Origin of the sequence: uncultured Corynebacterium sp., from assembly GCF_945649885.1 — a bacterium.
Lineage (GTDB): Bacteria > Actinomycetota > Actinomycetes > Mycobacteriales > Mycobacteriaceae > Corynebacterium.
This window is the reverse complement of sequence record NZ_CALZFS010000067.1, coordinates 1-14,910: the sequence shown is the minus strand read 5'-3', so window position 1 is coordinate 14,910 and position 14,910 is coordinate 1. Positions and strand designations below refer to the sequence as shown.

Sequence of the window (14,910 nt, the reverse complement as noted above, 5' to 3'; positions counted from 1 at the left end):
ATGTGAGTTAGGTAACTTCACATTCACACGTTTAGCTGTGATCGACAACATATTTCGCGGTCGTCGGCAGATGTTGTGCAGAACATTTCAGTTACCAGGGAAGCCGGCACTTCAGCGGTAACCGGTTACCAACTCCCTGCTCGAGGGATATGAAAGCGAGATGAATTTCCAGTGAGTGCAGAACCTACAACCCAGGAGCGTCGACAGCCGACTGCTCAAGAATTCCGGGAAATGCAAGCGAGTCAGGAATTCGGAGAACTCCGTAGTAAATTCCGCTCCTTTGCCTTCCCTATGACTGTTGCCTTCTTCGTGTGGTACATCGCCTACGTGCTGATTGCGACCTTCGCATCAGAGTGGATGTCCACCCCAGTATTCGGCTCCATCAATATCGGCCTGCTCTTCGGCCTCCTCCAGTTCCTGACCACCTTCATCATCACCTATGTCTATGTGGTCTTCTCGAACAAGAATCTGGAGCCTCGTCAGGCTGCTATTCGCAAGAAGATGGAAGGTTAAACACACATGAAATCCACTATTCTCCTCGCGCAGGATGTTGATGTTGCAGAGGGTGTCGGTAATCCGATTCTCAACATCGCAGTTTTCGTAGTCTTTATTGTTGTCACCATGACCGTGGTTCTCCGTGCAGGAAAGACCACCAAGGAGTCCACCGACTTCTACACCGGTGGTGCTTCCTTCTCCGGAACCCAGAATGGTCTGGCCATCGCAGGTGACTACCTCTCGGCAGCGTCCTTCCTGGGTATCGTCGGTGCCATTGCACTGAACGGTTATGACGGATTCCTTTACTCCATCGGCTTCTTCGTAGCCTGGCTGGTAGCCCTTCTCCTCGTTGCAGAGCCACTCCGTAACGTTGGCCGCTTCACCATGGCGGACGTTTTGTCCTTCCGCCTGCGTCAGAAGCCAGTCCGAGTCGCCGCAGCCTGCGGTACCCTCGCCGTTACCCTCTTTTATCTCATCGCGCAGATGGCCGGCGCCGGTTCCCTGGTCTCCGTCCTCCTGGATATCCATGAGTTCAGATTGCAGGCAATTGTTGTTGGTGTCGTCGGCATCGTCATGATCGCCTATGTCCTCCTCGGCGGTATGAAGGGCACCACCTACGTCCAGATGATCAAGGCTGTTCTGCTGGTCGGCGGTGTCGGCATCATGACCGTCCTGACCTTCATCAAGGTCTCCGGTGGCATAACCACCCTGCTCAACGACGCTGTGGAGGAGCACGCCGGATCCCAGACCCTGGCTGACAAGGGCTATGAGGCATCCCAGATCCTCGAGCCTGGCCTGCAGTACGGTGCATCCCTCACCACCCAGCTGGACTTCATCTCCCTGGCCATCGCCCTGGTTCTGGGTACCGCTGGGCTGCCCCACGTGCTCATGCGCTTCTACACGGTTCCCACCGCACGTGAAGCACGTAAGTCCGTTACCTGGGCCATCGTCCTCATTGGTACCTTCTACCTGATGACACTCATCCTCGGCTACGGTGCCGCCGCACTGGTTGGTCCGGACCGTATCCTCGCAGCTCCGGGTGGTGCCAACGCAGCCGCACCGCTGCTGGCCTTTGAACTCGGCGGCTCCATCTTCATGGCGCTGATCTCCGCTGTTGCCTTCGCTACCGTCCTCGCTGTTGTTGCAGGTCTTGCCATCACCGCCTCCGCGGCTGTCGGCCACGACATCTACAATGCTGTTCTGCGTAATGGTCAGTCCACTGAGGCTGAGCAGGTTCGCGTTTCCCGCATCACCGTTATCGTCATCGGCCTGGTCTCCATCGTCCTGGGTATTCTCGCCATGACCCAGAACGTTGCCTTCCTGGTGGCACTGGCCTTCGCAGTCGCTGCGTCCGCCAACCTGCCCACCATCCTGTACTCCCTGTACTGGAAGAAGTTCAACACCACCGGCGCGGTTGCAGCCATCTACACCGGCCTGATCTCCGCACTGCTGCTGATCTTCTTCTCCCCGGCAGTCTCCGGCGATCCAAGTGCGATGGTTCCGGGTGCTGACTGGTCCTTCTTCCCACTGAAGAACCCAGGCATTATCTCCATCCCACTGGCATTCCTCGCTGGTTGGATCGGCACCCTGGTTGGTAAGCCAGATAACATGGATGACCTTGCAGCGGAGATGGAAGTTCGTTCCCTCACCGGTGTCGGCGTCGAGAAGTCTGTCGATCACTAATCCTCCACAGGTCTAGCTGAACGGGGATAACTTTCCCGCAAAGTGTCCAGAACCACCACTGTTCCTCCAGCAGGAACAGTGGTGGTTTTTCATGTACTAGGATTGATCGGCGTGTCTTCTTCATCAGTCCACTCCGGGTGGCGTCTCTCCACGTTTCTGCTCACAGCGGTGATTGCTGTGGGTGCTCCGCTCATGATCATCGGTGGGGGAGACAATGCGGTAGCTCCCCCGGCAGCTGATGACCCTGATGCCCGATCTTCCCGCATGTCAGGTTCTGATGGGGTGGGGGATTCCGAATACACCAGCTTCATTGAGAACTCCACGGGGTCCCAGGTGTCCTACCTCAGCCTGGATGATGGTTTCCGTACCGGTACCGTCGCGGAGCGTTTTGCCCGTCCCGCATTGAGTCTGAGCAAGCTCTACATCGCTGATTATGTGCTGGAGCGGGGCACAGTCGAGGAGAGGTTCCTCGCCGTGGATATGGTGAGCAGTTCTTCGGATGCCTCTGCGCAGGACTTGTTTGAGAAGTACCCGGAGGCTATTGACGTCACCGCTGATAAATACGGCCTGTTGTCCACCAGGGGGGCGGAGCGTTGGGGTTATTCAGTGACCTCAACCTATGACGTGGTGAAGTTCGTGGCGGAGCTGTTGCGAGATGATCCCACCTCACCGATCCTGGTGGCGATGGCGGCCTCTGATGAGGTTGCTGCTGATGGTTATGCACAGAACTGGGGAACTGATGTGTTACCGGGAGTCTTCGGCACCAAGTGGGGTTGGTCTGATGATTATCAGCTGCATTCCTCAGTGTCCTTCGGGGAAGATTTTGTGGTGGCGGCAGCCGTGACCGGAGATGCAGAAGACCTCACCCGTCTGGTGGAAAAACAGTTGGGTGAGGTCGAGGGCCGGAACACCGGCAGAAACTAGCTGGAGAAGTTATTCAGTAGTTTCAGCGCATCAGTGATGGTCGTGGGATTGATATTCGGGATGGTCGGCGCTTGGACACCCGGGATGTTCGGGACCACATCGTCGATCACATTGCCCGGGGTCCACTGTCCCCAGTCTCGGGCGTAGACATTGTTCATGTCAATGCCCACGCCATCCAGTTTGTCCTTGTCAATACGGATCTGGTGGATGGTGGTGCGTGGGTGGATTCGTCCTTCTGATCCCCAGTTGTGGAGCCAGAAGTATTCGCCGAGTCCATCGGTGACGGCCCAGTCGATGACGGAGTAGTTGCCGTAGATGCCCAACTGGTATCCGGCTGCTTCAAGAGCCAGCTTGAATGCCTGGATGTAGGGGCGGATCTGGTTGTTGTACTGGGCGCGGGTGGGGTTGTCATCGATGGCCACGTAGATCGGGCGGTTTTTAGGGCCACCCGCGGCCACATGTAGTGCGATGGCCTGTGGAGCGTGGGTGGTGGCACCGGCAGCACCTCGCATCCAGTCAGCGGTCTGGCCCTTGCCGAACTGGTACACCGATGCGGTTTTCAGTCCGTGATTGGCGAAGCTGCGGGTTTCTGCGAGTGTCACCGGCTTGCCGATCATCCAGTTTTCTGTTCCGGGGCGGCGGTTGGATACATAACGTACGGCACCCAGGTGGCCTGCTGCCTTGATGGATGCGGCGCTGGGAAGGCCTGCAGCGTAGTCAATCACGGTGCCCAGGACTGGGCCGAGAGCTGCTGCCTTGGGGGCCGCGAAGATACCTGTCGCTCCGATGACGCTCATGCCGACTGCTGCTTTGAGGAATGTTCTGCGGTTGATCTGTGCGTTCATATCTCTCCGATTCTCCCTGATCCCACCTTTAACAAGGGTTAACAATAACAACACGAAATATAAAGGGCCAGGGTTGTGGAAAATCCATGCCAATTCCGGGCCCGTTTTGTGATATTCCACACATGTGCGGTGCTGTTTCCTGGGAAAACCTAATAACCTCCGCTAAACGTGAGGGTTTGTTCACCTTCTTGGGCTACGTTCGCGTAACCTACGCATTCGTAAGTGGTCATGGGACGCCTGTGCCCATTCCCAAGACTTAGGAGCTTTAATTCGTGAGCATCTCTTCACTGACACCGCTGCATTCCTTTAAGGAACCAGCAATTCTGTACGCCGGTCAGGCTTCCGCCTGGCAGCAGACGATCGCCGACGCCAGCGTCGACCACATCGCCGCCTCTCACCTTCGTGAGCTGCTGTCTCGCGCCCGTGCGAAGACTGCACTTTTTGCACGTCAGGTCACATCCATCGTCCCGGGTTCCCTCGCACGTCTTGAGGAACTGACCCGCGAAGATGCAGATCATGCTGCTGATATTGATCCACAGCCAGCAGTCTCCATCCCGGGCATCGTCCTGGGTCAGGTTGCTGCCACCCGTCAGCTGCGTGACCTCGGACTGGATGTGGACAATGCTTCCCGTCTGGGACACTCCCAGGGCATCCTCGGGGTCGAGGCTGCCGTCAATGAGGATGATGTTCTCGCATTCGCCATTCTTCTCGGTGCCGCCGCATCCCAGTTCGCGGGCAAGGGCGATCACATGCTCTCCGCCCGCGGCCTGGGTAAGGAGATCATCGAATCGACCATCGCCGATGTCGATGGTGTCGAGGTCTCCCTGCGTAATGCACGCGCACACTTTGTCCTCTCCGGCCAGCCTGCACAGCTGAAGAAGGCTGCTGCAGCCCTCCAGCGTGCTGCTGATGCCTTCAACGAGGACATCAATGAGAAGCGTCAGGGCGGCTCCGTGCTCGAGCCTAAGTTCGACTACCTGCCTGTCGCCATCCCGTTCCACCACTCTTCCATGCAGGAAGCAGCCGATATGGCTGTTGAGTGGGCAGCCACCTGTGGCCTGGAAGTTGATGCCAAGAAGCTGGCCTACGCCATCCTCGTTGAGCCTTCCGACTGGGTTGCTCAGATCGCGGAGCTCAAGGCCGATTACGTCCTCACCCTGGATTCCGGTCTGGCACGTTTCACCGCACCACTGCTCGACGGCACCGGCATCACCCAGCTGCCGGCCTACACCGCAGCAGAGCGGGACAACCTGGCACGCCCAGGATTCCAGATTCCAACCTCTGCCGATTGGTCCGAGTTCGCACCGAAGCTGGTTAAACTCCCCACCGGTGAGACCAAGGTCCAGACCCGTTTCTCCACCCTGACCGGTTACTCACCGATCCTGCTCGGTGGCATGACCCCGACCACCGTTGATCCCACCATCGTCGCAGCAGCCTCCAACGCTGGCTACTGGGCTGAGATGGCCGGTGGCGGACAGTACTCCGAAGAGGTCTTCAACCGCAACAAGGAAAGCCTGGTCAAGCAGCTGAACACGGGACGTGCAGCCCAGTTCAACTCCATGTTCTTCGACCGTTATATCTGGAACCTGCAGTTCGGTGCCCAGCGCATCGTCTCCCGTGCACGTGCAGCCGGCACCGCCATCAACGGTGTTGTCGTCTCCGCAGGTATCCCTGAGGCAGAAGAAGCCACCGAGCTGATCAACGGCCTCAACGAGGACGGCTTCCCATACGTCGCCTTCAAGCCAGGCACCGTGGACCAGATCCGCGCCACCCTCGCAATCGCCGATGGCAACCCTGATTCTGACATCATCGTCCAGGTTGAGGATGGCCACGCTGGTGGACACCACTCCTGGGTCAACCTTGATGATCTCCTGCTGACCACCTACGCAGAGATCCGAGCACGCAAGAATGTCGTGCTCGCCATCGGTGGCGGCATCGGAACCCCTGAGAAGGCTGCCTACTACCTCACCGGCCAGTGGTCCGAGGACCTCGGCTACCCGAAGATGCCGGTTGACGGCATCATCGTCGGCACCGCAGCCATGGCCACCAAGGAAGCAACCACCTCCCCTCAGGTCAAGCAGGCTCTCGTTGACACCCCTGGTGTCGACCCACAGGATGCTGGCGGCTGGGTTGGCCGTGGCCAGACCCGCGGTGGCGTCACCTCCGGTCTGTCCCACCTGCATGCTGACATGTACGAGCTGGACAATGACTCCGCAGCAGCATCCCGCCTGATCTCCTCCATCGATTCCGATGATGTTGAGGAGCACCGTGAGGAGCTCATCGCAGCCATCAACAAGACGGCCAAGCCATACTTCGGTGATCTTGAGGAAATGACCTACGCCGAGTGGATCGAGCGCTGGGTTGATCTTGCCTACCCATCACAGGACCCAACCTGGGATGACCGTCTCTTCGACCTGGTTCACCGCCTCGAGGCACGCCTCCACGACGCTGACCACGGCGAGATTGAGACCCTGTTCCCGGACCTGGACTCCATCGCGGATGCACCTGCAGCCATCGAGAAGCTCCTTGCCACCTACCCACAGGCACGTGAGATCAAGGTCTCCGCACGTGACGCCGCATGGTTCATCGGACTGAACCGCAAGCACCACAAGCCAATGCCATGGGTTCCGGCCATCGACGCCGACCTGGCACGCTGGTGGGGCCTGGACACTCTTTGGCAGGCACACAACGAGCGTTATGATGCCAACTCCGTCCGCGTGATCCCTGGACCAGTCTCCGTCGCCGGCATTGACCGCGTCGATGAGCCTGTCGCTGATCTGCTCGGCCGCTTCGAGGAAGCCTGTGTTGAGGCTGTCGACGGCGAACCGGTTGAGATCTACGCACGCCTGAACGAAGCCAAGACTGAGCGCGAGCTGCTGCTGTCCGCACCACACATCGTCTGGCACGGCAACCTGATCGACAACCCTGCCTACACCCAGAAGGACGGCGCCTTCGAGCTCATTGAAGAAGACGGCTACTGGATCATCCGCATCCTGGCCGACTCCTACTTCGATGACATCCCAGAAGAGCAGCGCCCATACCTGGTCAAGCACGTCGACATCCCAGTCGAACTCAACGATGCTGTCTCCACCGGTGCATCCCCGGTCGTCTCCCGCGAGAAGCTGCCAGAGTCCGTCTTCGCACTGCTCGCAGGCGTTGCCGGTGTCGGCTCCGTCTCCGCTGCAGGCGATGAGATCAAGGCTCTTCCGGAGCCAATCCAGGACGGCTCCAAGTTCGGTTACGTCCGCGATTCCTTCACCCTGCCACGTGAGCTGCTCACCGCCCACACCGCTGTTTCCGGCGCTGCACTGGAAGAACACAACTTCGGCACCGGTGACGTGCTGGTCGGCGTCTGCTGGCCTGCCATCTATGCCGCACTGGGTACCGGAACGCTTGACGACGGCTACCCGGTCATTGAGGGCCTGCTCAACGCAGTCCACCTCGACCACCTCTTGGACCTGCGCGTCCCACTGGAGGAGCTGGCCAACGGCCGCACCATCGACGTCGAGTCCCGTTGCGATTCCATCGAGGAATCCGCATCCGGCCGCATCGTCACCGTCCGCCTGGACCTGACCTCCGAAGGTGAGCTCGTGGCCAAGCTGGTCACCCGCTTCGCCATCCGTGGTCGTATCACCACCTCCGACATGGCACAGCCTGCCGAGTCCTATGGCGGACGTGATGAAATCATCGAGGATACCCCACGTTCCTTCGTGCGCTCCGCAACCGTCACCGCACCAGCCGACATGACCCCATTCGCCATGGTCTCCGGTGACTACAACCCGATCCACACCTCTGACAACGCCGCCAAGCTGGTTGGCCTGGACGCAGCACTGGTCCACGGCATGTGGCTGTCCGCCACCGCCCAGCACCTGGCTGGCCTTGGCTCCGAGGTCATCGGTTGGACCTACTCCATGTACGGCATGGTCCAGCTCAACGATGTCGTTGACATCACCGTCGAGCGTGTTGGCCGCTCCGGACTCATGCCTGCCTACGAGGTCACCTGCCGCATCGACGGCAACGTGGTCTCCCGTGGCCAGGCTCTGCTCCAGGCACCGTCCACCGCCTACGTCTACCCAGGCCAGGGCATCCAGGCTGAGGGCATGGGCCAGGGTGACCGCACCGCAAGTGCTGAGGCACGTGCAGTCTGGGAGCGTGCAGATGCACACACCCGCGCTAACCTCGGCTTCTCCATCCAGCAGGTCATCGATGAGAACCCGGTTGAGCTCAAGGTCGGTGACACCACCTTCGTTCACCCGAACGGTGTCCTCAACCTGACCCAGTTCACCCAGGTCGCGCTCGCCGTTGTCGCCTACGCACAGACCGAACGCCTGAAGGCAGCCGACGCCATCGTCGACAAGTCCCTCTACGCCGGTCACTCACTCGGTGAGTACACCGCACTGGCATCCCTGGGCAACATCTTCGAACTCGAAGGTGTCATCGATGTCGTGTTCTCCCGTGGCTCCGCCATGCACTCCCTGGTCCCACGCGATGCGCAGGGCCGCTCCGACTACGGTCTGGCAGCATTCCGTCCGAACATGATCGATGTCCCAGCCACCGAGGTTGAGGCATGGGTTGATCGTGTCGCTGAAGAATCCGGTGAGTTCCTGCAGATCGTCAACTACAACGTTGATGGCCAGCAGTACGCCGTAGCCGGCACCCTGAAGGGCCTCAAGGCTCTCAAGGCTTCCGCCACCGCGAACCCACGTGCCTATGTCAACATCCCGGGCATCGACGTCCCATTCCACTCCAGCGTTCTGCGACCAGGCGTTCCTGCCTTCGCTGAGAAGCTGGACGAGCTGCTGCCTCAGGTCATCGACATCGATGCACTGCGTGGCCGCTACATCCCGAACCTGGTGGCCCGTCCATTCGAGCTCACCCAGGACTTCGTCGACGCCATCCTGGCAGTTGTTCCATCCGAGCGACTCAAGGACGTCAAGGTTGACTCCATGGAGGAGAACGCACTTGCACGTCTGCTCCTGATCGAGCTGCTGTCCTGGCAGTTCGCCTCCCCAGTCCGCTGGATCGAGACCCAGGCACTGATCATCGACACCGTCGACCAGATCATCGAAGTCGGCCTCGCCGCATCCCCGACCCTGACCAACCTCGCACTGCGCACCATGGACGTCATCGGCGAGACCCGCCCGGTCTTCAACGTCGAGCGCGACCAGGATCAGGTCATGCTCAACGATGTCCGCCAGGCACCAGTTGCTGAGGTTGAGGAAGATGAAGAGGCACCAGCCGCATCTGCACCTTCCGAAGCAGCCGCACCGGCTCCAGTCACCGAATCCGTCCCGGCACCAGCCGCACCGGCTGCACCTGCAGGACCAGTTGGTGACGCACCGGAACTGAAGTACAACGCCTCCAACGCGATCATGACCCTGTTCGCACTGCAGAACAAGATCAAGATCGACCAGATCACCGCAGCAGACACCTCAGAGACCCTGACCAACGGTGTCTCCTCACGTCGTAACCAGATGCTCATGGACATGTCCACCGAGCTGTCTGTTCCGACCATTGACGGCGCAGCAGACGCTGACGTGGCAACCCTCCAGGGTCGCGTGGTCACCGCAGCGCCGGGCTACAAGCCATTCGGACCAGTCCTGGGCGAAGCCATCCGTGCCCGCCTGCGCGCCCTGCTGGGTGCAGCCGGACTGAAGGCCTCCTATGTCGCTGACCGCGTCACCGGAACCTGGGGTCTGCCGGAAAGCTGGGTCGCACACGTTGAGACCGAGCTCCTGCTCGGTACCCGTGACGGCGAATCCGTCCGTGGTGGCAACCTGGGCACTCTGCCCGAGTCGGCAGCCAACAAGGGCGAGGTTGACTCCCTGATCGACGGTGCTGTCAACAATGTTGCAGCAGCCAACGGCACCGCAGTCTCCATGTCCTCCGGTGGCGCAGCCGCTGGTGGGGGAGTGGTTGACTCCGCAGCACTGGACGCATACGCCTCCACCGTCACCGGTGAAGAAGGCGTCCTGGCCACCATCGCACGCGGCATCCTGGGTCAGCTCGGCCTGGATACCAAGAACGAGGTGGAAGCTGCTGAGGCTGACACCGAGCTCTACGAAGCTGTCGAAGCTGAGCTGGGCGCCGGCTGGCAGAAGATGGTCACCCCGGTATTCTCCGCTGACCGCGCCATCCTCTTCGATGACCGCTGGGCTTCTGCACGTGAGGACCTGGCACGTCTGGCCAACGGCGCAGACATCGCCACCGAGCGTTTCATCGGCACCGGCGAGACTGTCGCAAAGCAGGCCACCTGGTGGGCTGAGCACGTCGAGGATTCCACCCTCGCCGCAACTCTGTCCGAGGTCGCCAAGGTTGCCGTCCAGGCAGCCGAGGAGCTCCACGCCGAGGACGTTGCACTGGTCACCGGTGCTGCACCTGAGTCCATCGCAGGAGCCGTCGCCGGCCGCCTGCTGGCACAGGGCGCAACCGTCATCATGACCGCATCCAACGTCTCCCAGGCACGCAAGGAATACGCACGCAAGCTCTACCACCAGCACGCCTCCCCGAGCGCGAAGCTGTGGATCGTTCCTGCGAACATGTCCTCCTACCGCGACGTCGATGCCGTCATCGACTGGATCGGCAATGAGCAGCGCGTCACCGTCGGTGGCTCCGTCACCGTGACCAAGCCTGCTCTCACCCCGACCCTGGCATACCCATTCGCCGCACCTTCCGTGTCCGGAAACCTCTCTGATGCCGGTCCTCAGACCGAGAACCAGGCCCGCCTGCTTCTCTGGTCCGTGGAGCGCACCATCGCAGGGCTGGCCGACCTGGCCTCCCGCGGTGTCGGCTCACGCGTCCACATCGTCCTGCCAGGTTCTCCGAACCGCGGCATGTTCGGTGGCGACGGTGCCTACGGCGAGGTCAAGGCAGCCTTCGACGCCATCCTGGCGAAGTGGAGCTCCGAGACCGGCTGGCCAAACCATGTCACCCTGGCACAGGCACGCATCGGCTGGGTCGCCGGAACCGGCCTCATGGGCCGCAACGACGTCCTGATCCCTGCCGCTGAGAAGCTGGGCATCCACGTCTACACCCCAGAGGAGATCTCCACCGAGCTGCTCGGCCTGGGATCGTCCGAGTCCCGCGAGCAGGCACTGACCGCTCCGATCGACTACGACCTCACCGGTGGTCTGGGCGGCGATGTCTCCATCGCAGCACTGGCCGCATCCCTTGAGCAGGATGAGGTTGTGGCGCAGGAATCTGACACAGCAACCATCAAGGCACTGCCTTCCCCGAAGAGTCCTGTGCAGCCTGTCGGCGCAGAGGTCGGCGAAGTCACCACCGATCTGGACGACATGATCGTCATGGTCGGCGTCGGCGAGATCTCCTCATGGGGCTCCGGACGTACCCGCTTCGAAGCTGAGTACGGCATCCAGCGCGACGGCACCGTCGAGCTGACCGCCGCAGGCGTTGTCGAGCTGGCATGGATGATGGGCCTGATCACCTGGTCCGAGGATCCAAAGCCAGGCTGGTACGACGCTGAGGGCACCGAGGTGCCAGAAGAGGACATCTACGACCGTTACCGTGATGAGGTTGTCGCGCGCTGTGGTGTCCGTGAGCTCGTCAACGACGCTTTCCTCGTTGAGGGTGGCTCTTTGGACGCAGCCGAGATCTTCCTCGACCGCGACATCACCTTCTCCGTGACTTCCGCAGATGAGGCCCAGGCTTACCTGGACGCCGACGCATCCGCTGAGATCTCCGAGGTTGATGGCGAGTGGACCGTGACCAAGAAGAAGGGTTCCACCTCCTTCGTGCCACGCAAGGCCACCCTGACCCGCTCCGTCGCAGCACAGCTGCCCACCGATTTCGATCCTGCCAAGTGGGGTATCCCTGCTTCCATGATCGATGCGCTGGACAACATCGCAGCATGGAACCTGGTCACCGCAGTCGACGCCTTCCTGTCCGCAGGCTTCAGCCCCGCTGAACTGCTGCAGGCTGTCCACCCAGCTGATGTGTCCTCCACCCAGGGCACCGGTATCGGTGGCATGCAGTCCCTGCGTAAGCTGTTCGTCAACCGCTTCCTGGGCCAGGATCGTCCATCCGACATCCTCCAGGAGACCCTGCCAAACGTCGTGGCTGCACACACCATGCAGTCCTATGTCGGTGGCTACGGTCAGATGATCCACCCAGTGGCAGCCTGTGCAACCGCAGCTGTCTCCGTGGAGGAGGGCATGGACAAGATCCGCCTGGGCAAGGCTGACTTCGTTGTCGCCGGCGGTATCGATGACATCCAGGTCGAATCCCTCACCGGCTTCGGCGACATGAACGCAACGGCTGACACCCAGGCCATGCTGGACAAGGGTATCGACCCACGCTTCATCTCCCGTGCAAACGACCGTAGGCGTGCAGGCTTCCTCGAAGCTGCAGGTGGCGGAACCGTGCTCCTGGCACGTGCCTCTGTTGCTGCTGACCTGGGTCTCCCAGTTCAGGCCGTGGTCGCCCACGCACAGTCCTACGCCGATGGTGCACACACCTCCATCCCGGCTCCGGGACTGGGCGCACTGGGTGCAGCACGTGGTGGCACCAATTCCCGTCTGGCCAAGGAGCTCAAGGGCCTGGGTCTCACCCCGGACGATGTCCGCGTGGTATCCAAGCACGACACCTCCACCAACGCCAACGATCCAAACGAGTCTGAGCTGCACACCCTGCTCTGGAAGACCATCGGCCGCGAAGCGGACAACCCGATGTTCATCATCTCCCAGAAGACCCTCACCGGTCACTCAAAGGGCGGTGCCGCACTCTTCCAGATCGGTGGTCTGGTCTCCGTACTCGAGTCCGGCAAGCTGCCACAGAATGCCTCCCTCGACTGCGTTGATCCAGAGATGGAAGCCAAGGGCGAGAACTTCGTCTGGCTGCGTCAGCCACTGGATCTGGGCGCCAACGCCATCAAGGCCGGCGCACTGACCTCACTCGGCTTCGGTCACGTTGCTGCAGTCGTGGTCATGGCCAACAGTGGTGTCTTCGAGCAGGCCATGCGCAATGCAGGCCGGGACGTTGAGGCATGGCGCAAGCGGGCAACCGAGCGTCTGCGTGCAGGTGCCAACCGCCTGGAGGCCGGCATGGTCGGCCGTGCACCACTGTTCGAGCAGATCGACGGACGTCGTCTGCCAGAGCGCGGTGGACACCAGGCTGAGATCAACCTGCTTATCGACGCAGAAGCTCGCCTCGGTGCCGACGGCACCTACCCGGTTGGCAAGTAGTAGGTAGCCACAGGTAGTCTCACCGGCTCCCACTGCTGTGGGAACAGGTGGGGGACCAGTCTGACAGCGAGAATCCGCCCGGCATCATCTTCCTTATATAAGGAAGGGGTGCCGGGCGGATTCTTTTGTCCCTGGAATCTTTTCTTCGCTTGTCCCGCAGCAGTCGGTGTCCGTTTATGGAACTGTGAGAGCCTCACATCTGTATAACGCCAGGATGTCTTGTATAAAGTTCCACATGCAGACATCAGCAACCAGATATAGACCTGGGGGAGAGCAGGCAGAAGAGAAGCCACCGCGGTAGTTGCATCATGTGCAACTACCGCGGTGGCTGAATTAAGAGGATATGAAAGTCGGTTTAGACGACCTTGTGGCCCTCCCGGCGTGCATCCCTATAATCCTTGATCACACCGAAGGTGAGCTGGATCAGTACCAGCGCAGCAAGCACCGGCCAGACCAGGATGTAGAAAGTCATTGCAGTGACCATTATCGGGCACCTCCCTTCGGATCAACGTTGGCAGCGGTAGCTCCGGCCGCATCTCCAGTCAGAGCGGTTGGCTCAGCGGAAAGTGTTGGCTCGGCAGCAGCGCCCTGGAAGGACATCACGCGGTCATCGATCAGATCGAAGTCGAAGCGCTCATTGCTGCGCAGGCTGATGCCCACGCAGAGCACGGCACTGATGCCGTAGGCGACCAGAGCACTGAGCAGGGTTGGGTAGTCATGCAGGAAGCCGAGGAAGAGCGGCAGCATGGCCACGAACATTAATGTGCCGGCAATTCCACCGGCCCAACGACCGAGGAAACCAAATGCGAGCATTCCCACCGCAACGGCGGCACCGACAGCGGCAAGTAGTTCGAAGATGACTGCCTGAACACCGAACATCGGTATCAGGTCGAAGCGGGTCAGCAGGAAGAAGGCCACTGCGACAGCCACGGAGATCACGAATGCACGGCTGGTGATGCGGTTCCAGTAGAAGCTGGCGATGACTGGGAACACCAGGGCACCCCAGAGTCCACCGACGAACACCAGCAGATCCAGAATGTTGAAGTTGGCAAATGCCAGAGCGACACCGGCTGCGGTTGCGCCGATCATGGTCATACGACCAACGAGCAGCATTGTCTTGGGCTTGACCTTACCGTTGGCAATATTCTTGCCGTAGATATCAGTCATGGTGATGGATGCGAGTGCAGAGAGGTCAGAGTCTGCGGTTTATGCCAGTGAACCGATCACCATGATTAAAATGGCCACGATAATGTCGGCAGGAAGGTATTCCACTGCCATCTGCGGGATCAGGTTGTTGGTGTTGCCATCTGCGGGATCCATGCCGACCATCGCCGCGAGAACACCGATCATGCCGAGACCGATGACGGTTCCGGCATAACCCAGGGTGGCGGTCACGAAGGTGGACTTGATGTGTTCGATCTTCACCGCGAAGAGACGCTGGGTGATGGTCTGGTTACCAACGGCATAGGCCAGGACAGCAACCATGTAGGGGGCACCCTGGTTGAGGAAAGCATCCTTCGACCAGAAGTCAGCCTTCTGTGGGTCCTGGGACCTGAGGGCCTCCATACCGGCGTCGAGCATGCCGGGGCCACCAACGGCGTAGAAGATTGCCGGGATGATGATCGCAGCGGCACCCATCATGGCAAGCAGCTGGACGAAGTCCGTCAGCACCGAGGCACGGAAACCGGACCAGATGGTGTAACCGAGGACACCGACTGCAACAACCAGGACGCCCGTGCCGAAGCTGAAGGGGGTCAGGATGT

The 14,910-nt window shown here is 60.4% G+C and carries 7 protein-coding genes and 1 pseudogene; 4 read left to right on the top strand and 4 right to left on the bottom strand.

All coding sequences use genetic code 11. The features are described 5' to 3' along the window. Positions 1–231 precede the first annotated feature (231 nt). The 3 genes from Q0M74_RS08525 to Q0M74_RS08515 all read left to right on the top strand — a co-directional run bounded on the left by Q0M74_RS08525 (position 232) and on the right by Q0M74_RS08515 (position 3,102). Positions 232–513: a DUF485 domain-containing protein gene (locus Q0M74_RS08525; RefSeq protein ID WP_293953402.1), complete on the top strand. Its 282-nt coding sequence runs from the start codon at positions 232–234 to the stop codon at positions 511–513. 6 nt (positions 514–519) lie between these two features. Further along, positions 520–2,178, top strand: a complete 1,659-nt coding sequence (locus Q0M74_RS08520; RefSeq protein WP_293953400.1) for a cation acetate symporter — start codon at positions 520–522, stop codon at positions 2,176–2,178. 264 nt (positions 2,179–2,442) lie between these two features. Beyond that, positions 2,443–3,102, top strand: coding sequence for a hypothetical protein (locus Q0M74_RS08515; protein ID WP_293953404.1), 660 nt, complete (start codon positions 2,443–2,445; stop codon positions 3,100–3,102). On the opposite strand, the gene Q0M74_RS08510 is transcribed toward Q0M74_RS08515, so the two are convergent. Further along, positions 3,099–3,947 (bottom strand): DUF1906 domain-containing protein, encoded by an 849-nt coding sequence (locus tag Q0M74_RS08510; RefSeq protein ID WP_293953398.1) that lies wholly within the window; start codon positions 3,945–3,947, stop codon positions 3,099–3,101. The genes Q0M74_RS08515 and Q0M74_RS08510 overlap by 4 nt on opposite strands. A 272-nt stretch (positions 3,948–4,219) precedes the next feature. On the opposite strand from Q0M74_RS08510, the gene Q0M74_RS08505 reads away from it, so the two are divergent. Further along, positions 4,220–13,147, top strand: a complete 8,928-nt coding sequence (locus Q0M74_RS08505) for a type I polyketide synthase (protein ID WP_293953396.1) — start codon at positions 4,220–4,222, stop codon at positions 13,145–13,147. 355 nt (positions 13,148–13,502) lie between these two features. Here the strand turns inward: Q0M74_RS08505 and Q0M74_RS08500 are convergent, their stop codons facing one another. From Q0M74_RS08500 to Q0M74_RS08490, 3 genes and pseudogenes are all read right to left on the bottom strand, one after another. After that, a complete protein-coding gene (locus tag Q0M74_RS08500; protein WP_293953394.1) occupies positions 13,503–13,631 on the bottom strand; it encodes a putative transporter small subunit in 129 nt (42 codons plus the stop codon). Beyond that, positions 13,631–14,314: a hypothetical protein gene (locus Q0M74_RS08495; RefSeq protein WP_293953392.1), complete on the bottom strand. Its 684-nt coding sequence runs from the start codon at positions 14,312–14,314 to the stop codon at positions 13,631–13,633. The genes Q0M74_RS08500 and Q0M74_RS08495 overlap by 1 nt, the downstream gene beginning before the upstream one ends. Positions 14,315–14,353: 39 nt before the next feature. After that, positions 14,354–14,910: pseudogene (locus Q0M74_RS08490) on the bottom strand (sodium:proline symporter); the annotation flags it as partial.

What these genes read in the sequence shown, in the direction of transcription:
- Q0M74_RS08525 (WP_293953402.1), top strand. Translation starts at nt 232, where the DNA reads ATGCAAGCGAGTCAGGAATTCGGAGAACTCCGTAGTAAATTCCGCTCC.
- Q0M74_RS08520 (WP_293953400.1), top strand. Translation starts at nt 520, where the DNA reads ATGAAATCCACTATTCTCCTCGCGCAGGATGTTGATGTTGCAGAGGGT.
- Q0M74_RS08515 (WP_293953404.1), top strand. Translation starts at nt 2,443, where the DNA reads ATGTCAGGTTCTGATGGGGTGGGGGATTCCGAATACACCAGCTTCATT.
- Q0M74_RS08510 (WP_293953398.1), bottom strand. Translation starts at nt 3,947, where the DNA reads ATGAACGCACAGATCAACCGCAGAACATTCCTCAAAGCAGCAGTCGGC.
- Q0M74_RS08500 (WP_293953394.1), bottom strand. Translation starts at nt 13,631, where the DNA reads ATGGTCACTGCAATGACTTTCTACATCCTGGTCTGGCCGGTGCTTGCT.
- Q0M74_RS08495 (WP_293953392.1), bottom strand. Translation starts at nt 14,314, where the DNA reads ATGACTGATATCTACGGCAAGAATATTGCCAACGGTAAGGTCAAGCCC.